We start from the raw sequence: 18982 nt of genomic DNA, 5'->3' as shown, positions 1-18982 counted from the left end.
TGAACGGGAGGAGGCCGGGAGGCCTCTTTTCTTTTGCTGTCTAATCTTGGTATGATAGAGAAAATATGTTCGCACCGGAGGACCGCCATGGAATCGATCGTACCGTTTCACCCTGTTCTGGAAGCATGGTTCACGGAGGTCTTCGGCGCCCCGACGGATGTGCAAAGCCAAGCCTGGCGCCGCATCTCCGCCATGGAGCATACGCTGATCGCGGCTCCTACCGGATCGGGGAAGACGCTGGCCGCCCTGCTTCCTTGCCTCGACCGGGTGGTCCGGTCCGAAGGCGGTCCCGGAGTCAAGATCCTGTATATTACCCCGCTGAAGGCGCTGAATAATGACATTCACCACCATCTGTTCCGCTTTACGGCGGAGATGTCGGCCCTGGCGCGGGAGCGGGGACTGGATTGGCCGGGTTTGACCATCGGTGTAAGGACCGGGGACACCTCGCAGAGCACCCGGGCGTCCATGCTCCGGCATCCGCCGGATCTGTTGGTCACGACTCCCGAATCGTTCTACCTGATGCTGACCTCCCTGAAGGGGAGGGAGATTCTACGGACGGTCCGGCAGGTCATTGTGGATGAAATTCATGATCTGGCGGCGGACAAGCGGGGCGTCCATCTCTCTCTGTCGCTGGAGCGGCTGAACCGGCTGTGCGGACAACCCGTCCAGCGGATCGGCGTGTCCGCCACTCAGAAGCCGATCTGGAGGGTCGCCCGGTATTTGGGCGGCTGGGAGGAGCGGCCGGAACAGGCGGAGACCCTGCTGCCTCCGGCGGGATTGGAAGCCCGGCAGGAGAAGGCAGGGGCCGTTGCGGCTGCGGCGTCCCGGGCGGAGGCCCCGATGGAGCCCCGCCCTGTCACAGTGGTCGAGAGCGCGATGGACAAGCGCTTCGAGGTCCGGGTGACGCTCCCCGTGCGGGGCGTCCGTGCCTTGGACAAGGATGCGGTCTGGACTCCCTTGGTGGAGCGGCTTATGGAGCGGATGGAAGGCTGCCGGTCCGTGCTGATCTTCGTGAACAACCGGAGGCTCTGCGAGCGGCTGACGCTTCGGCTGAACGATTATGCGGGCCATGAGATGGCCCGTTCCCATCACGGGAGCGTGTCCCGGGAGAAGCGGCTGGAGGTGGAGTCGCTCTTGAAGTCCGGGGCGCTTCGCTGCCTGGTGGCCACGTCCACCCTGGAGCTGGGCATCGATGTGGGCCATGTGGATCTGGTGATCCAGGTGGACTCGCCCAAGCTGGCGGCAGCCGGCATTCAGCGCATCGGCCGGGCGGGCCACTCCGTGGGAGATGCCAGCCGGGGCGTCATTGCGGTGCGCTCCCGGGGGGATCTGGCCGAAGCGGCCGTGCTGGCCAAGGCCATCATGGAGCGGGATATCGAGGAGATCCGCATCCCGCAGGGGCCGCTGGACGTGCTGGCTCAGCAGACCGTATCGGCGGTTGCGGCGGACGATTGGTCGCCGGAGGAGCTGTACCGTCTCTTCACGCGCAGCGATTGCTACCGGGAGTTAAGCCGGGAACGCTTCCTCTCCGTGCTGGACGTGTTGAGCGGACTCTACCCTTATGCCAAGCCTCTCATCGGCTGGAACCGACCGGAGAACCGGCTCCACAAGCTGCCCGCCACCCCCATGGCGGCTTCCATGGGGGCCGGAACCATACCCCAGAGCTCCGCCTTTCCGGTCCACCATGTGGAGTCGCGGGTTCATCTGGGCGAGCTGGACGAGGAGTTCGTCCATGAGAGCCGGGTGGGCGACGTGTTCCAGCTGGGGACCAGCTCCTGGATCATCCGGTCCATCAAGCAGGACCGGATCTATGTGGCGGAATCGGGCAACGCGCTGTCCGAGATTCCTTTTTGGCGGGCGGAAGCGGGCGGGCGCAGTCCGGAGATCGGCATCCGGATCGGCAGGCTGCTGAACGAGATCCGCAGCACGCCCCAGCCGGAGGCAGGCGGGGATGCGATGCTCTTCCGGCTTACGGACGAGTACCGAATGGAGGAGGAGGCAGCCCGGGAGCTTCTGGCCTACGTCCGGGGACAGGCCGCCGTATGCGCCGTGCCAACGGACACGCTGATCGTGGCGGAGCACTATAAGGACGATGCTGCCCGGCACCATCTGGTCCTCCACAGCCTGTACGGGAGGCGCATCAACCGGACCTGGGAGATGGCGCTGCGGGCCCGGTTCGACGCCGTCTGCCGGCTTCCCGTGTATTCGGCGGCCAAGGACGACGGCATCGAGTTCGTCTTCCCCGAATGGGACCCCGCCTGGCTGTCGGAGATTACACGCCTTGCTCCCGAACAGGTGGAGCGGCTGCTCTGGGAGCTGCTTCCCGGCACCTCCATGCTGGGCAAGGCGTTCCGCGAGGTGGCCGAGACGGCGCTCCTGCTGACCAAGGGCTTCGTCCGGCAGTCCTCCTGGAAGAAACGGTACCGGAGCGAGGAGCTCTTGAAGGAATCGCTGCCCTATGCGGACCGGTTCCCATTCCTGCGCGAGGCATACCGGGTCTGCCTGGACGAGCAGCTGGACGTACCCGGGCTCCTGGGGCTGCTCTACGGCATCCGCGAGGGGCGCATTCTGCTGCAAACCGCAGAATCGCTGGCGCCCTCCCCCTTCGCCATGAGGTTTACGGGCGACTATATTATGACGGCCCTCTATGAGTCGGATGCGCTGGGCCGGGACGTCCAGATGAAGCTCCTGAACGTGAACCGGAGCTTGGCGTCCGCCTGGTTCGGCGGTGAAGGGCTCCGGGGACTGATCTCCCCGGCGGCGCTAGGCGCAGTCCGGGAACGTCTCGAGTCCCTTTCCCTGGCCGGAGACCGCGAGCTGGACGGGCACGCCGTGCTGCGGCTCTTGAAGGAACGGGGGGATCTGACCGGGACCGAGGTGGCCGAAGCGGCGGGGGAAGAGGCTGGCTCATTTCTCACCGAGCTGGAGCGGACGGGCTCCGCGTGCAGACTCCTTCTGGCGGGAGAGGAGCGCTGGATCTGCCGGGACGAAGAGGGGTTCTATGCGGCGTTCCCGGAGGAAGAGAACGCTGCGCGGTTCATCCTGAAGCGCTATGTCGAACACCGGCTGATCTTCACGGAGGAGGAGCTGTCCCGCAGGTACGCGCTGGACGGCAGCCGCACAGAGTACTGGATCCGCCGCTGGCTTCAGGATGGGGTCATCGAGAGGTCCCCCTTCGGCGAGGACAGCTCTCAGGAGTTGTACACCGCCTCCAAGGTGGCGGAGCGGGTCGTGCGGACCTCCGTGCAGCAGTTCCGCGAGAGCCACCGGGCGGTGGAGCCGAACCGGTACGCCCGATGGCTGCTGGAACGCCACCGTCTGACGCCCCGCCTCCGCTTGGACGGAGACGAGGGGCTGCTGGAGGCGCTGCGCATGCTCCAGGGGCTCTTCCTGCCCTTGTCTTATTGGGAGGCCCATATCCTGCCGGCCCGGGTGTCCGGCTACCGCAAGGAAATGCTCGACCGGCTGTGCGCCTCGGGCGAGGTCTTCTGGATCGGCCGGAAGGATTCCGGCGAGAAGGAGGGGAGGCTGGCCTTCTTCCTGACGGACTCCAAGGAGCTGGCTGCGCCTTACCTGGAGCAGGCGGCGCAGGAGCCTGAGGCCGGCTCTGCCCAGCCGGAGCTGTACGCGGTGCTGCTGCGCCGGGGAGCCAGCTTCCTCTCGGCGCTTGCCCGGGAGACCGGACAGCTGCCCTCGGAGCTGATGGGCCGCTTGATGGAGCTGGTCTGGGAAGGCCGGGTAGCCAACGATCAGTTCGCCCCGCTCAGGACGGCCGCAGCCGTCAAGGGGAAGCCGGATAAGGCGGGCGGCTTCCAGTCCGGGCTCGGACGATGGTATGCTCTTGTCCCCGACGCTCCCGACACCCCGACTTCCCCGAGGTCCCCGGACAGCGCGCCCGGGGGAGAAGGTCGAGAAGCGCCGGCTCTGGCCTATTGCAGGCATTGGATGGCTCAATACGGTCTTCTGACCCGGGCCGGAACCGCTTACGGAGCCCTGCCCTATTCCTGGGAGATGCTCTCGGCGATGCTCAAGCGCCTGGAGGACTGGGGCATGGTCACGCGGGGCTTCTTCGTCCGGACGATTGCAGCGATGCAGTTCTCCACCCGGGAGCAGGTGGAGAACCTGCAGGGATTGCCCGCCCCCGGAGAAGAGATCGTGGCCGTCGCGGCTGTGGACCCCGCCAATCCTTACGGAGCCTGGATCGATTGGCCGGACGCGGCGGAGATTGCCTTCTCCCGGAAGCCGGGGAATTTCCTGGTCTATGCCGGTGACCGGCCCGTCTTATGGCTGGAGGGCTTCGGCAAGAGCGTTGCGGCGATCCCTTCGGAGGAGGAAGACCGTCTTGAGCCGGGTGAACGCTTGGCGGCCATGCTGGCGGACACCTTCCGGCTGTTGCTGGCCCGGTATCATCTGCGCAAGATCCAGGTGGAGCGCTGGAACGGGACCAAGGCCGCCCAATCAGAGGCGGCGGGGATGCTGCTGTCCCTCGGAGGGGAGAGGGACCGGGACGGTTTTGTCTTTTGGCCCAGTGCCTTGAAGGGGATATGACCGGGGACAGGTTTTTTGGCGGATTGGCAGGAATATGCAAGAGGAATGTAGAACTTCCATAGCAAAACATGCCACATCATTCCCTATTGCATCCTGCCGCCGCCCGGCCACGCCTGAAAATGTAAGCGCAATCTTTCGCGGCCGCGGCGTATGGCGAAGAGGAGTCGAATGTCCGTTGATGTCCTATGCAGAAGCCTTCCGCACCAGCAAGAAAACCGTCCTGGCTCTAGCCGCAGCCGGCCTTACCATCGGAACCGCCGGAACGGTATGGGCCGTTCAATCCCAACAGTCCGCGCTTCTGGCCGCCTTCTTCGGGTGTTTGGCGGGTCTTACCCCCGCCGTGTATTATGGACGCATCCACGGGCTGGACCAAAGGATGAGGGAGCTGGAGGTAGCTTTGGTATATAAGGAGCTGCTGGACCAAGTGAACGATGCCATCCTGGTGATGGAATGCCGGGAGCCCAACCGCATCGTGGAGGCCAACCGGACGGCTTGCGAACGGCTTGGCTACACGCGGGAGGAGCTTCTCGGGCTGGGCGCAGGAGACATTGCGGATGTGGCATCCGCAGCAGAATGGACTCCGTACCTGCTCAGCGCCGGCAGACTGGCCAAGGGAATCAGCCGGGAGCTGGAATACCGGACCAAGGACGGCAGGCTGGTGCCGGTGGAACTGCATCTCCGGCTGATTCGCCTGAACGGCCGGCGGGCATTCCTGGCTATGGCCCGTGATCTGTCCGAGCGCAAGGAAATGGAGAGCCGGATCCGGCATATGGCCTACCATGACGATTTGACCGGACTGCCGAACCGTAGGCTGTTCCGGGAGCGGCTGGAGCAGGCTATGAGAGCGACCCGGGGGGGTGGCGCCGGATTGGCCGTTCTGTATCTCGACATCGACCGGTTCAAGCTGGTTAATGACAGCTTCGGACACGAATACGGCGACTTGCTGCTCGTCCAAGTGGCCGAACGCTTCACCCGCTGCATCCGGGAGGAGGATTACCTGGCCCGTACGGAGGGGGATGAGTTCGCCCTGTTCCACCGGAACGTGGATTCCGACGATGAGATGGCCAAGAAGGCCGAACAGGTGGCGGAGGCTCTTCTGGAGCCCTTCACCATCGGGGAGTACCAGATCCATATTACCGCCTCCATCGGCATGGCCCGCTTCACGGGATGTGAGGAGGACGTGGATGCGGATGCCTTGATGAAGCATGCGGATATCGCATTGTCCCGCTCCAAAGAGTCGGGCAAGAATAATTTCCAAGCCTTCCATAACGGGATGCACGCCGTTTCCCTGAAGCGGCTGACGCTGGAGAATGAGATGCGCCGGGCGATCCAGAGGAACGAATTCCAGCTCTATTATCAGCCCCAACTGGATACCGAAAGCGGCACGATCGTCGGAATGGAGGCGCTGATCCGCTGGAATCACCCGGAGCGGGGCATGATCTCTCCCGAGGATTTCATCCCGATCGCCGAGGAGACCGGTCTGATCGTTCCCATCGGCGATTGGGTCATCCGGGAGGCCTGCAAGCAGAACCGCGCCTGGCAGCTGTCCGGCATTCCTCCGGTGCCCGTTTCGGTCAACCTGTCCATGCGCCAGTTTCTCCAGATGCATCTGAAGGAGCGCATTCGTTCGATCCTGGAGGAAACCGGATTGCCGCCGCGTTATCTGGAGCTGGAGATTACGGAGAGCATGACCATGGATGTGGAGGTTGCGACCGCCGTGCTGCGGGAGCTGAAGGAGCTGGGGGTGAAGATCAGCATCGATGACTTCGGAACCGGCTACAGCTCCTTGTATCTCTTGAAGAGGTTCCCCATCGACAAGCTGAAGATCGACCGCTCCTTCGTCCGGGACATCATGGTGGATCCCAATGATGCGGCCATCGTGGCCACGATCATCAGCATGACGCGCCATCTGAATCTGAAAGTAATCGCCGAGGGGGTGGAAACCGAGGAGCAGCTGGATTTCCTCCACCGCAACCAGTGCAACGAGGTCCAGGGCTACTGGTTCAGCCCGCCTGTTACGGCGGGGCGGTTCCAAGAGATGATGCGCTTGCACCAGGGGCGGCTTCCTGGCGGAGGGTCTGAGTCCGTACTTCACCCCATGCAGAAGCCGACCTGCTGACCGGTCCAGTGGCGCCCCATTGGCCGCCTCCTATGATTTTACTATTGACGGGAATACGGTTGAGGTCTACCATGGGGGGTAAGTATGGAGCATCCATGCGCACTCTTACATAAGAAGGGATCATATGAAATTCACGTTAACTGGGCGTTATGCGGGGTACAGCGTCGATACGCTGCGCAAAGATCTGGTTTCCGGGGTCATCGTAGGGATTATCGCCATTCCGCTGGGAATGGCTTTTGCCATTGCCTCGGGCGTCAAGCCGGAGTATGGCATCTACACGACCATTGTTGCAGGCATTCTGATCTCCCTGCTCGGGGGATCACGGTTCCAGATCGGGGGACCGACAGGGGCGTTCATCCCCATCCTCTTCGCCATTGTCATGGATTACGGGTACGAGAATCTGTTGATCGCCGGATTTATGGCCGGGGTCATGCTCTTCCTGATGGGACTGTTCAAGATGGGGGCGCTGATGAAGTTCATTCCCCGTCCCGTCACCATCGGCTTCACCACCGGGATCGCCGTCACCATCTTCTCCGGCCAGATCGCGGGCTTCCTGGGCCTGTCCGGCGTGGAGAAGCATGAATACTTCATCGATAACATGAAGGAGCTCGGGCTCCGCATGAACACCTTGAACGGGTATGCGCTCTTAACGGCCGGGATCAGCCTGGCCTGCATTCTGCTCACTCCCCGCTTCGTCAAGAAGGTCCCGGGGCCGCTGGTCGGTCTCCTGGTCTCCACCGTGCTGGCCGCCTTGTTCTTCGACGGCCAGGTAGCCACCATCGGCTCCACCTACGGGGACATTCCGAGCAGCCTGCCGGCCCTTCATATGCCGAATGTGAGCCTCGACAATCTCCTGCATCTGTGGAAGCCTGCTGCGATCATCGCCATGCTGGGCGGGATCGAATCTCTTCTGTCGGCCGTGGTGGCCGACGGCATGAGCGGCGACCGGCATAACAGCAACCGGGAGCTGATGGGGCAGGGGATCGCCAACATGGTGACTCCGCTGTTCGGAGGCATTCCAGCCACCGGGGCCATCGCGCGGACGGCGACCAACATCCGCAACGGGGCATTCTCTCCGCTGTCGGGGATCTTCCACGGGGTCGTGGTGCTGCTGGTGCTGCTGCTGTTCGCACCCTACGCTTCTCTGATCCCTCTGGCGAGCATGGCTCCCGTGCTGATGGTCGTCGCGTGGAATATGAGTGAGCGCAAGGAATTCGCCCACGTCCTGAAGACCCGCTCGGGGGACTCCCTGGTGCTGGTCATCACCTTCCTGCTGACGGTGTTCACGGATTTGACGACTGCCGTGGAGGCCGGGCTGGTGCTGGCCGTCGTGCTGTTCGTCAAGCGGATGAGCGATACGCTGACGGTGTCCAAGGTGCTGCCGGATCCCGCCGACAAGCATGCCAAGGCCATGCCGCATATGGTGTATGAGGGTCATGACTGCCCGCAGATCAGCATGTTCACCGTAGAGGGGGCGCTGTTCTTCGGAGCGGCCCGGTATTTTGAGAATACGATTATGGAGACGATTCACGACAAGCCGAAGGTGCTGCTGCTCCTAATGAACAAAGTCACGTTCATGGACACCACCGGGGAGCGCAACATGGCGGAATTGGTCAAGCACTTCCAAGCACACGGCGGCAAGCTCTTGGTGGCCGGCATCCAAAAGCAGCCTCTGGAGGTTCTGCAGACCACCGGCTTGTACGCAAGGCTCGGGGAGTCCTCCTTCTTCGAGCATACGGGCGAAGCCATCGACTATGCTATGAAGCATGTCGACACCCACAAGTGCCAAGGCTGCAAGCACCTGGCCTTCCGTGAATGCGCAGAGCTGGCCGGAGCCGCTTCGGCAGGCCGCGTGTACGACGGGAAGCCGCATGGCGCGGCCCAAAAGAAAGTGCCGCTCGGCGTGTAAGCATGGCGGAACCGCCGTAACAAGCGGCCGCGTATAAGGAAGCTGGACCATTCATAACGGATGGTTCGGCTTCTTTTGGTACATATACCGGGGAGGTATGACGTTGAGGAGAACAGTGATTGCCCTATCCGTGCTGGTTCTGACATCCATCGGGCTATGCGGCGCGAGTGCCGGCTCTTCCCCTTCAAGCCTGAAGGCGCGGTTGGCGCAGCTCGACGCGCAGGTCGCCGCAGAACAGATGAAGATGTCCGCGATGCCTGCTGCAACCGAAGAGGAAACGGAAGCCGTGGTTCTGCAGGGGAAGCTGGTTAAGCAGCTGGATATGGAGAGGGGAAGGATCCGCCGTGAGCTGGATCCGGATAACGAAGCAGGATTCCTGAACCAGCTGGACACCTCGATCGGAACCCTGTATGACTGCGCGAGGGAGCTCAAGGAGCGGTCGGAGCGGGAGAACGATCCGGTCTATCTGCGGCAAGCGGACAAGGCGAAGCTTCGGATCACCCTGCTGGAGAAGGGCAAAGATACATACCTGAGCGGGGAGAAAACGGTCCGCCAGCTCCGCAAGGAGCTGAATCTTCCGGCTTATTGATTAGGATGATGACAGGAGGGAAACGATGCCGAACGTATTTATGATATCGGATCATCATTTTGGGCACAGGAACATCATCGATTTTGAGTCTCGTCCTTTCGCCGATACGGAGGAGATGAACGAGCGGATGATCGAGTGCTGGAACGAATCGGTTGGACCGGAGGACCGCGTTTACCATCTGGGGGACTTCTCGTTCCTGAACAAGGAGAAGACCCGCGCTATCCTAGACCGCTTGAATGGGTATAAGATTCTGATTATGGGCAATCATGACCGCGGCCGTTCCCGGAGATGGTGGCTGGAGGCCGGCTTCGACGAAGTAAGCGAGCATCCGATCGTATACGGCGGCTTCTTCTTCCTGAGCCATGAGCCCATGTATATGAATAAGCATATGCCTTACGTCAATATCCATGGCCATATCCATGGCCAGAAGTACGAGGGGCTCCAATACGTCAATGTCAGCGTGGAGCAGTGGAATTACCGTCCCGTCTCCTACGAGGAGATCCGGGCGATGGTGGTGCCGAGTGAGGAACAGTAGCCGGTCGAGGGAATCCGGTGAAACGGTCCACACCTTTGGCCGTCCTCCCGCATATAATGGCCAAAACCATGATGCTGGGGGTGTTGGCATTGATGCGGATGATTCCGGTACCCGTAGAGGACCGGGTGGCCTTGGGAGTGGAGGTCAAGCTGCCCAAGACCACACTGCTGGCGGTCTCGACGGACATCGGCTACATTATGTGCGGAGCGCTGGATGTGGGTCTTCTGAATGACAAGCTTGGCGACCGCAAAATCATCGCAGGCCGTGCCGTAGGCGTGCGGACCCTGGAGGAGCTGATCGCGGCGCCGCTGGAATCCGTGACTCACGAAGCCGCGGCGAGGGGCATCGTTCCGGGCATGACCGGTCTCGAAGCGTTGAAGCGCATGTGGGATTGACGAAGAGAAGGGCTGTGCGGCCATCGATGGATGGCGAGCACAGCCCTTCTTGGTTTAGCTTATTTCAAGGTCGGGAACTGGAAGTAATTCTTGGCGTTGTTGAAGCAGATGTCCTGAACCACTTGGCCGAGAACTTCCATGTCGTTCGGATACTCGCCGTTCTCCACCCACTCGCCGAGCAGGTTGCAGAGAATGCGGCGGAAGTATTCGTGGCGGGTGTAGGAGAGGAAGCTTCTGGAGTCGGTCAGCATGCCGACGAAGCGGCTCAGAAGGCCCAGGTCAGACAAGGTCTTCATCTGGGTGATCATGCCTTCCTTGGTATCCAGGAACCACCAAGCGGAGCCGAACTGGATCTTGCCTGCTACGCCACCGCCTTGGAAAGCGCCGATGATGGTGCCGATGACATGGTTGTCCTTCGGGTGCAGGGAGTACAGGATGGTCTTCGGCAGTCTCTCCGGCTCCTGGTCGATGGCGTCCAGCAGACGGCCCAGCGGATAGGAGATGGTGCTGTCGTTGATGGAGTCATAGCCGGTGTCCGGACCGAGCTTGTTGAACATCACGGTGTTGTTGTTGCGTCCGGCGTTGATGTGGTACTGCATGGCCCAGCCGTGCTTGGCGTATTGCTTGCCCAGGAAGATCAAGGTGAAGGTCTTGTACTTCACTTCCTCCTCGAGGCTGACGCCTTGGCCTTGAAGGCCCTTGGCGAAGATGGCAGCTGCTTCTTCACGGGTTGTTGCGGCATATGGCACATAATCCAGCGCGTGGTCGGATACCAGACAGCCGACTTCGTGGAAGAAGTTGACGCGGCCTTCCAGGGCAGCCAAGAGATCGTCGTAGGTCTTGATGGCGCGGCCGCTTACTTCGGCGAGCTTGGCGATCCAAGGCAGGAAGGTGGCACGGTTGATCTCGAGCGCCTTATCCGGACGGAAGGAAGGCAGCACGGCACACTCGAAGGACTTGTCTTCGCGCAGCTTGATATGCCATTCCAGGGAATCCACAGGATCGTCAGTGGTGCAGACCACTTTGACGTTGGAGTTGGTGATCAGATCACGGGCGCCGAAGCCCGGTGCGGTCAGCTTGGCATTGGCCTTCTCCCAGATGGCCGGAGCGTTCTTCTCGTTCAGGATGTCATAGATGCCGAAGAAGCGCTGAAGCTCCAGGTGAGACCAGTGGTGGAGCGGGTTGCCGATGGCGACGGAGCAGGTCTTGGCATAGGCCAGGAACTTCTCGTAGTCGGGGGCATCACCTGTGACGAAGCGCTCCTCCACGCCGTTGGAACGCATGGCTCTCCACTTGTAGTGGTCGCCGCCCAGCCATACCTCGGTAATATTCTTGTAGGATTTGTTCTCGTAGATTTCCTGCGGGTTCAAATGGCAGTGGTAATCGATGATCGGCATGCTCTTGGCAAAGTCGTGGTACAAGCGCACGGCAGTTTCATTGGAAAGCAGGAAGTTCTCGTCCATAAACGGTTTCATTCTCTCTTACGCCACCTTCGTTTTAGTGTTTGGATCGAATGATGATCTCTCTCCTACAGTCTACCGTAAATTGTTAACGTGAACAATAGGAAGATGTGAAAGAAAATCGAGGATCTGAAGCTCCATGTTCCTCCCCGGCCGACTTTGGGTTAAAATGAAAGCAACCGTTAACAGAGAGGACAACTAAGAGCATGCTGCTGATTGAAATTTTCATCTATCTGGGTATCGTGGCCGCGGGTGTATCCGGCGCCGTGGTCGGCATCCGCAAGGAGCTGGACTTGTTCGGGGTCGTCAGCCTATGCGTCGCCACATCCCTGGGCGGGGGGATCGCCCGGGATATCATGATCGGCGTTCTGCCGCCCGTCGCCTTCATCGATCCCCGCTATTTCATCGCCAGCCTGGGAGCAGGATTGGCGACATGGGTATTTTATCCCTATGTGAGCCGTTTTAACAGTCTTCTCATGGTTTCCGATGCCGTAGGCTTGGGGGTGTTCACGGCCGTAGGGGCCCGCGCCGCCATCACCAACGGATTCGACGGAGCCTTCCTCGTCATGTCCATGGCGCTGATCACGGGTATTGGCGGAGGCGTAATCCGGGATGTGTTCGCCAAGGAGATCCCTTACGTGTTCCGCAAGGAGGTCTATGCGGTGGCTTCGATCCTGGGCGCCGTCAGCATGCTGGCTTCCCAGCCTTATATGCCGATGACTTTTTCCATGTATATCTGCCTGTTCGTCACCTTTACGGTGCGCGTGCTGGCTGTCGTCTATTCCATCGATTTTCCCGTATACCGGATCCAATCCGGTTCTCCCGAGGAACCGAACCGTTCATCCGACTCCGATTGAGAGACGAAACGATTAAAGGGACTCTGTTATGTCGTCGTAACTTAGCGACACTTAACAGAGTCCCTCTATCGTTATCACTCCATAGCATTCACGACAAGACGACCCAATCCCGCCGAGCAGGAAACCTTCACACCATCGATATAGACGGCTAAGCCTGCCCCCTTATTGTACTGTCGGCCGAATTGATCATAGAGAATGGTGATGTTCTTGCCGCGATAATACAAACGGTCCAAGCAGAAATATTCCCACAGCCCATCCGGGACAAGCGGGTTTACCTCAAAGCCGCCGTCATCTCTTGCACGGAAGCCGATCAATCCGGTAATGACTAGATCGTTGAATGTGGAATGGTTGTAATCCTTGCCTCGTTCGCGGCCTCCCTTGCTTTCACGCCAGTTCCACGCCTCTAATATCCGTCTGGACAGCCATTCGCCTGTATATGGCTCCAAGTTTTCGTCCAGCCAGGATACCCGTGTCCCGTCCGCTATCGTGCGATAATGGCTATGGGCGTAGATACTCAAAATGTTCCAGTAATCTTCGTTCCGGATCACTTGCTGGTCGTAATCGTTTAGTACGTTGGCCAAAGCCGTCAATGTCTGGGATGTGGCGAATGGCCAAGATGGACCATTCCACAAGCATTCGTGCTCATAGGAGAACATAAATCGGGCATGACGCTGCTCCGCAGTAGTTGGCCCGAACGGCGCATAGAATCCGGCAGGATCCATGAGCTGCGCCCATGCTTGCTCATAACCTGCGTCGGGAAGGTGGAAGGCCCAAGGGATATATCCAAGCTGCTCGCGCACATTGTGAGCGGGGTCCATGTTGTGAAATTCCCATTGTTCCACTTGGTCTGCAGCGGTCTTCAGAGGGATGACTTTGAAAAACTGTGCCTGGTCGTCCCATAAATATTCTTGGACCAGTTGTTTTATCCGATTCGCTTTATCCCGAAACCGCCCTTCCGACTCGATGTCCCCAGCCAGGCGTGCGATGTTGGCAATCGCTATTGCATCGGCGTACATATAAGAATTCAGAGTGGGTCGGAGTCCTGAACCGCTGATGGATATCTCCATCGCGTCGCGGTCGTCATGGGACCAGAATAGACCGCTTGGGTTCTGGTGGCTTTTTTCCCATTCCGTATAGTTGGCGATCATATCCGGCAGTAAATCTATGGCAAGCTGGAAGTCACCGTCTACTTTGCAGTAATTCCATACGGCATCTGCGATCCAACAGCTATAAGAGCGGAGGCTTCCGTTTCGTCTGAACCAAAACAGAATATAATCCTTGAGATAATCCTGACGGTTTCTCAACCAGCGGCCTTCATTTAAATGATGCCCAACAGCGCAGTTGATCGTGTTATGCTTGCCCGCCCAAGGGACGGATGGATGAAACTCCGTGACCACGAATCCGTCAGGAGTCTGTTTCAGATGTTTGCGGTACAACCACCAGCGGAAATAATACGTTTCCTCCAGACAGCTGTCAGGACAATGGAATAGAGGAATCTGATCGCGCATCCAATCCCAGGCTGTGGCATTATCAATATGCTGGATTACGGTTTCTTCGTCATGCTTGTTAAAAGTATCGAAGTGTCTTCTAAACTCTTCTGGGTGTAAGATCATAGAACGATCAACCTTTCTGATTTTCACTAGGCCAACAAGACACTAAAACCGGAGCCTTCAAAATGGTATTATACTTTTAAAAATGACGATATAATGCGAGGATTTAAACCGAAATCTTATACGATTTCACACACTCGATAAAAACTGATTCGGTTTGGGACTCCGTATCGGATATTCACATCTTATCTACAGAAACAAAAATAAACGGGTGATATAATAAAGGCAAACAAAGATTTGGAGGTGAAAAAAAGCACAAACTCCCGTTATTTTTTGGGAAAATAAAATTATTCAAACGTAAAAATAATTATTCAAAAGAAAACAAAACCATGCTACAATGATCTCGTGAAATCATTTCCCCGTGGGGGTACGATTAAGGGAGGCATTATAGTATGGTTGCGAATCGTTGGAGCAAGGAATCGGCATCCGAGTTGAAGAAGGGCTTGGAGGAATTGGTTTACCGCTCGAATTTGTTGGGCTCCGACCGGAGCGTAGCCAACTGGGGCGGCGGCAATACGTCCATGAAGACGACCGTTCAGGATTTTCGCGGACGGCCGGTGGAAGTCATGTATGTAAAAGGAAGCGGTTCCGATCTGGCGACCATGAAGGCCCAGCACTTCACCGGGCTTCGTCTGGACGACATCGGACCGTTGTTCGAGCGGGAAGAGATGAGCGACGAAGAGATGGTGGCCTATCTGGCCAACTGTATGATCGATCCGAAGCATCCCCGCGCATCCATCGAGACGCTGCTGCATGCCTTCCTGCCGTTCAAGCATGTGGACCATACCCATCCGGACGCCATCATCGGTCTCTGCTGCGCCGATAACGGCAAGGAGCTGGCGAAGGAGATCTATGGCGACCGCTTCGTGTGGGTGCCCTACATCCGTCCCGGGTTCACCTTGTCCCGTATGATCGCCCAAGGGGTGCTTGCGAATCCGAAGGCTGAGCTGGTCCTGATGGAGAAGCACGGTCTCGTCACATGGGGCGAAACCTCCGAGGAGAGCTACCATAAGACGCTGGCCATCATCCAAGAGGCGGAGAGCTTCATCGAAGCGCGGGTGCAGCAGACCAAGCTGTTCGGCGGTGCGGTAACCGAAGCCCTGTCTGCGGATAAGCGCAAGGAAGTGGCCGCACAGGTCATGCCCGTCATCCGGGGCGCCGTAACCGACTCCAAGAAAATGATTCTGACCTTCGATGACGCAGAGGACATCCTGCAGTTCGTAAACAGTGCGGACGCGCTGGACCTGTCTCAGGTCGGCGCCGCCTGTCCGGACCATCTGGTGCATACTAAGATGAAGCCGCTGTTCGTCAAGTGGGATCCTTCCACCGGCGATATGGATGCGCTGAAGGCAGCCCTGAAGGAAGGAATCGCCCAATATAAGGAAGAATACAAAGCATACTTCGAGCGCAACAAGCACGAAGGCGACAAGATGTTCGAGCCGGCTCCCCGGGTCATCCTCATTCCTGGCGTGGGCATGGTCAACACCGGCAAGAGCTGGTCCATGGCTCAAGTCAGCGGCGCCTTGTACCACCGGGCCATCTCCGTGATGCGGGGGGCAACGGCCTTGGGACGCTTCGTATCGCTGTCCGAGAACGAATCCTACAACGTGGAGTACTGGCCGCTGGAGCTGTATAAGCTGACGCTGGCTCCGGCCGAAGCCGAATTCTCCCGTCAAGTGGCGTTCATCACCGGCGGCGCAGGCGGCATCGGCAGCGAGACGGCACGCCGTCTGATCAAGGAAGGGGCCCACGTGGTGCTGGCCGACCTGAACCTGGAGGGGGCGCAGAAGGTAGCCGACGAGCTTAACGCCCAAGCCGGTGAAGGCCGCGCCGTCGCCGTGAAGATGGACGTGACCAAGGAAGAGGATGTGCTGGCAGCCTACGCTGCAACGGCATTGGCATACGGCGGCGTGGATATCGTCGTGAACAACGCGGGTCTCGCCACCTCCAGCCCCTTCGATGAGACGTCCTTGAGCGAGTGGAACCTGAACATGAACGTGCTGTCCACCGGCTACTTCCTGGTGGCCCGCGAGGCCTTCAAGCTGATGAAGCAGCAGGCGACGGGCGGCAGCATGGTGTTCGTAGGCTCCAAGAACTCCGTCTACGCCGGCAAAAACGCTTCCGCCTACAGCACGGCGAAGGCGGCCGAGGTTCACCTGGCCCGCTGCATCGCCGCAGAAGGCGGCGAGTACGGCATCCGCGTCAACTCCGTGCTGCCGGACGCCATCCTGCAGGGCTCGGCCATCTGGAACTCCCGCTGGCGCGAAGAGCGGGCGGCGGCTTACGGCATTGCTCCCGACCAGCTCGAAGAATATTACAGAAAGCGTACGACGCTGCTCGTGAACATTTATCCGAGCGATATCGCAGAATCCGTCGCCTTCCTGGCCTCGTCCAAGGCAGCCAAGACCACCGGCTGCATGATTACGGTCGACGGCGGCGTACCTGCGGCATTTACCCGGTAATTGACCTTGCAGCGGAACCACTCATAATAGAGGCATGGGCTGGCGGGACGTCCTTCGGACGTACGTCAGCCCTTTGCCGCAAAAAGGCGGTGCGAGCTGAAGATGTCAACGAAACCGATTATTCACGTATTAGCATTTGATTTGGGCGCCAGCAGCGGAAGAGCCATGGTGGGAACCCTGGACCGTACGGCTCCGGAAGGACCCGTTCTCCGGATTGAGGAGGTTCACCGGTTCCCCAATGAGCCGGTTCAAGCGGGCGGGCACCTGTACTGGGACATTCTTCGTCTCCTGCACGAGATGAAGACCGGCTTCCGCAAGGCGTCGGAGGGGCGGGACATCGAGAGCTTCGGTATCGACACCTGGGGCGTCGACTACGGTCTTCTGGGAGAGGACGGGGAGCTTCTGGGCAACCCGTACCATTACCGTGACGGCCGGACTCATGACACAGTGGCGAAGGTCCATGGTATAATAGGGCAAGACAGACTGTTCACGGAAACCGGACTTCAGCCGCTGGTCTTCAATACCGTCATGCAGCTGCACGCTGCGGCGGAGAGCGGATCCGTGTCCTTGAAGCATGCGAAGGAGCTTCTGTTCATCCCCGATCTCCTGCTCTATCTCCTGACCGGGGTCAAGCAGAGCGAGTACACCATCGCTTCCACGTCCCAACTGCTGCATGCCGGCAAGCAGGAGTGGCATGAGGAGCTGCTGTCGGAGCTGGGCATTCCGGCGGACATTCTGAAGCCGGTCGTCATGCCGGGCACCGTCGTAGGCGCCCTCTCGGACGAGGTATGCGCCGAGCTGAAGCTGCCTCCGATCCGTGCGGTTGCCGTGCCGGAGCACGACACGGGCGCCGCCGTCGTATCCGTGCCTTCCACGGACGGCAAACCCTTGGCGTATCTCATCTGCGGCACCTGGTCGCTGCTCGGTACGGAGCTGGCGGATCCGGTGCTGGATCCGGCCGCTCTGGCTCTGGGCTTCTCCAATGAAGGCGGCATGGGTGGAACGGCCCGTACGCTTAAGAACATCATGGGCCTGTGGCTCATTCAAGAATGTAAGCGGGAATGGGATCAATCCGTTACGCCCCGCTCCTTCGCCGAGCTGGTGAAGCTGGCGGAGGAGGCACCGGCCTTCCGTTCCTTCATCGATCCGGACGATCTCCTGTTCCTGCCGCCGGGCGGCATGCCGGACCGGATCCGCCGCTACTGCCGGGAGACCGGTCAGCCGGTTCCGGAGACGGAAGGCGAGATTACCCGCTGCATCTATGAGAGCTTGGCCATGCAGTACCGCTTGGTGCTGGCACGTCTGGAGGCACTGACCGGCAACACTTACGGCGGCCTCCATATGATGGGCGGCGGTATTCAGAACAAGTTCCTCTGCCGGATGACCGCTTCCGCCATCGGACGTCCCGTATGGGCGGGGCCGGTGGAGGCCAGCTCCTTGGGCAACATGGCGGCTCAGCTTATCGCCTTGGGCGAGGTGGCCGACATGACGGAGGCCCGCGGTTTGATCAAGCGAAGCTATCCCCTGGATATCTACGAGCCGGAGCAGCCAGAGGTGTGGGATGAAGCGTTCGAACGGTACTTGAGCATCACGAAGATGAGCATCATGCCCGGTAAGTAAGCGACGGACCCGACGAATCCGGGTCCCCGGAGCGGATGACTCGGAACCATAAGGGAGGCAAGGAAGTATGCTGGTGGCCGAACGACTGCAAAAAATCGTACAGCTCGTCAACGAACGGGGCAGTATACGGGTAACGGAGCTCAGCGATTTGTGCGGAGTGACGGAGGAGACGATCCGCAAGGACCTCGACAAGCTGGAGTCTGAGGGCAAGCTCATGCGGAGCCATGGCGGTGCGGTCAGCGTGCAGGACACCCAGCAGGAGGTTCCTTATTCCGAGAGAGAGATCACCAACGTGGAGGAGAAGAAGCAGATCGCCATGGCCGCTGTCGGACTTATTGAGCCCGGCGACCGGGTGATGCTGGATGCCAGCACCTCGGCCTGGTGGATGGCCCGGCTCATGCCGGACCAGCCCCTGACCGTGCTGACGAACTCTATGAAGGTTTCCTTGGAGCTGGCCTCCAAGGAGAAGATCCAGGTGATCTCCACCGGAGGGATCCTCGTTCCGAACTCCATGTCTTTCGTCGGCCCGCTGACGGAGCGTTCTCTGGAAACCTATCATGTGGACAAATTGTTCCTCTCCTGCAAGGGGCTGCATCTGGAACGGGGCGTGACGGAGCCTAACGAGCTGCAGGCATTGGTCAAGCGGAGGATGATCCGGCAATCCGACCGGGTGTACCTCTTGGCCGACTACAGCAAATTCGGCGTCCGGTCCTTCACCCATGTGGCCGATTGGAAGGAGATCCATCATCTGGTCACGGACGCCCGAAGCGACAAGGAAATGATCCGCCAGCTGCGGGACCGGAAGATCGAAGTGACTCAGCTGAACGGCTGATCCCCCAAACCCCAAAAAAGGAGCAGGCATCCGGATTATTCCGGAG

Annotated in this window: 12 protein-coding genes; 10 read left to right on the top strand and 2 right to left on the bottom strand. The window is 59.6% G+C overall.

The window, feature by feature from the left end:
* Positions 1-87: 87 nt before the first annotated feature.
* The 6 genes from ACSEXW_RS18150 (at position 88) to ACSEXW_RS18125 (ending at position 10095) form a co-directional block, all read left to right on the top strand.
* Entirely contained in the window at positions 88-4548 is a 4461-nt protein-coding gene (locus ACSEXW_RS18150; protein ID WP_438447583.1) for a DEAD/DEAH box helicase, read from the top strand.
* 178 nt (positions 4549-4726) lie between these two features.
* Positions 4727-6667, top strand: coding sequence for a putative bifunctional diguanylate cyclase/phosphodiesterase (locus ACSEXW_RS18145; protein WP_438447694.1), 1941 nt, complete (start codon positions 4727-4729; stop codon positions 6665-6667).
* Between the two features lie 124 nt (positions 6668-6791).
* Complete coding sequence (locus tag ACSEXW_RS18140) at positions 6792-8576, top strand: SulP family inorganic anion transporter (RefSeq protein ID WP_438447582.1); 1785 nt, start codon at positions 6792-6794, stop codon at positions 8574-8576.
* Between the two features lie 103 nt (positions 8577-8679).
* Positions 8680-9165, top strand: coding sequence for a hypothetical protein (locus ACSEXW_RS18135; protein ID WP_438447581.1), 486 nt, complete (start codon positions 8680-8682; stop codon positions 9163-9165).
* Positions 9166-9190: 25 nt separating this feature from the next.
* On the top strand, positions 9191-9700 hold the full coding sequence (locus ACSEXW_RS18130) for a metallophosphoesterase (protein WP_438447580.1): 510 nt from the start codon (positions 9191-9193) through the stop codon (positions 9698-9700).
* Positions 9701-9792: 92 nt separating this feature from the next.
* On the top strand, positions 9793-10095 hold the full coding sequence (locus tag ACSEXW_RS18125) for a YunC family protein (protein WP_438447693.1): 303 nt from the start codon (positions 9793-9795) through the stop codon (positions 10093-10095).
* A gap of 59 nt (positions 10096-10154) precedes the next feature.
* Here the strand turns inward: ACSEXW_RS18125 and uxaC are convergent, their stop codons facing one another.
* Positions 10155-11570: a glucuronate isomerase gene (gene uxaC / locus ACSEXW_RS18120; protein WP_438447579.1), complete on the bottom strand. Its 1416-nt coding sequence runs from the start codon at positions 11568-11570 to the stop codon at positions 10155-10157.
* Positions 11571-11761: 191 nt separating this feature from the next.
* Here uxaC and ACSEXW_RS18115 point away from each other — a divergent pair, with 191 nt between their 5' ends.
* Positions 11762-12412 carry a trimeric intracellular cation channel family protein gene (locus ACSEXW_RS18115; RefSeq protein WP_438447578.1) on the top strand — a complete coding sequence of 217 codons (651 nt, stop codon included), beginning with the start codon at positions 11762-11764 and terminating at the stop codon, positions 12410-12412.
* 74 nt (positions 12413-12486) lie between these two features.
* Here ACSEXW_RS18115 and ACSEXW_RS18110 read toward each other — a convergent pair whose 3' ends face one another.
* Positions 12487-14025 carry an MGH1-like glycoside hydrolase domain-containing protein gene (locus tag ACSEXW_RS18110; protein WP_438447577.1) on the bottom strand — a complete coding sequence of 513 codons (1539 nt, stop codon included), beginning with the start codon at positions 14023-14025 and terminating at the stop codon, positions 12487-12489.
* Positions 14026-14414: 389 nt separating this feature from the next.
* Here ACSEXW_RS18110 and ACSEXW_RS18105 point away from each other — a divergent pair, with 389 nt between their 5' ends.
* The 3 genes from ACSEXW_RS18105 to ACSEXW_RS18095 all read left to right on the top strand — a co-directional run bounded on the left by ACSEXW_RS18105 (position 14415) and on the right by ACSEXW_RS18095 (position 18936).
* The gene (locus ACSEXW_RS18105) at positions 14415-16484 is read left to right on the top strand and encodes a bifunctional aldolase/short-chain dehydrogenase (protein WP_438447576.1); all 2070 of its coding nucleotides are present in this window, start codon (positions 14415-14417) and stop codon (positions 16482-16484) included.
* 102 nt (positions 16485-16586) lie between these two features.
* Positions 16587-18104: a rhamnulokinase gene (locus ACSEXW_RS18100; protein ID WP_438447575.1), complete on the top strand. Its 1518-nt coding sequence runs from the start codon at positions 16587-16589 to the stop codon at positions 18102-18104.
* A gap of 67 nt (positions 18105-18171) precedes the next feature.
* Entirely contained in the window at positions 18172-18936 is a 765-nt protein-coding gene (locus tag ACSEXW_RS18095) for a DeoR/GlpR family DNA-binding transcription regulator (protein WP_438447574.1), read from the top strand.
* Positions 18937-18982 lie beyond the last annotated feature (46 nt).

Origin of the sequence: Oryzibacillus soli (genome assembly GCF_051594765.1) — a bacterium.
In the GTDB taxonomy this organism is placed as follows: domain Bacteria; phylum Bacillota; class Bacilli; order Paenibacillales; family NBRC-103111; genus Paenibacillus_AR.
The sequence above is the reverse complement of the archived record's forward strand: the minus strand, read 5'-3'. Positions and strand labels throughout refer to the sequence as shown.

Bases quoted from the DNA above. Each gene is read 5' to 3' on its own strand.
- ACSEXW_RS18150 (WP_438447583.1), top strand. From the start codon at position 88: ATGGAATCGATCGTACCGTTTCACCCTGTTCTGGAAGCATGGTTCACG.
- ACSEXW_RS18105 (WP_438447576.1), top strand. From the start codon at position 14,415: ATGGTTGCGAATCGTTGGAGCAAGGAATCGGCATCCGAGTTGAAGAAG.
- ACSEXW_RS18140 (WP_438447582.1), top strand. From the start codon at position 6,792: ATGAAATTCACGTTAACTGGGCGTTATGCGGGGTACAGCGTCGATACG.
- ACSEXW_RS18145 (WP_438447694.1), top strand. From the start codon at position 4,727: ATGTCCTATGCAGAAGCCTTCCGCACCAGCAAGAAAACCGTCCTGGCT.
- ACSEXW_RS18125 (WP_438447693.1), top strand. From the start codon at position 9,793: ATGCGGATGATTCCGGTACCCGTAGAGGACCGGGTGGCCTTGGGAGTG.
- ACSEXW_RS18110 (WP_438447577.1), bottom strand. From the start codon at position 14,025: ATGATCTTACACCCAGAAGAGTTTAGAAGACACTTCGATACTTTTAAC.
- ACSEXW_RS18115 (WP_438447578.1), top strand. From the start codon at position 11,762: ATGCTGCTGATTGAAATTTTCATCTATCTGGGTATCGTGGCCGCGGGT.
- ACSEXW_RS18130 (WP_438447580.1), top strand. From the start codon at position 9,191: ATGCCGAACGTATTTATGATATCGGATCATCATTTTGGGCACAGGAAC.
- ACSEXW_RS18095 (WP_438447574.1), top strand. From the start codon at position 18,172: ATGCTGGTGGCCGAACGACTGCAAAAAATCGTACAGCTCGTCAACGAA.
- uxaC (WP_438447579.1), bottom strand. From the start codon at position 11,570: ATGAAACCGTTTATGGACGAGAACTTCCTGCTTTCCAATGAAACTGCC.
- ACSEXW_RS18100 (WP_438447575.1), top strand. From the start codon at position 16,587: ATGTCAACGAAACCGATTATTCACGTATTAGCATTTGATTTGGGCGCC.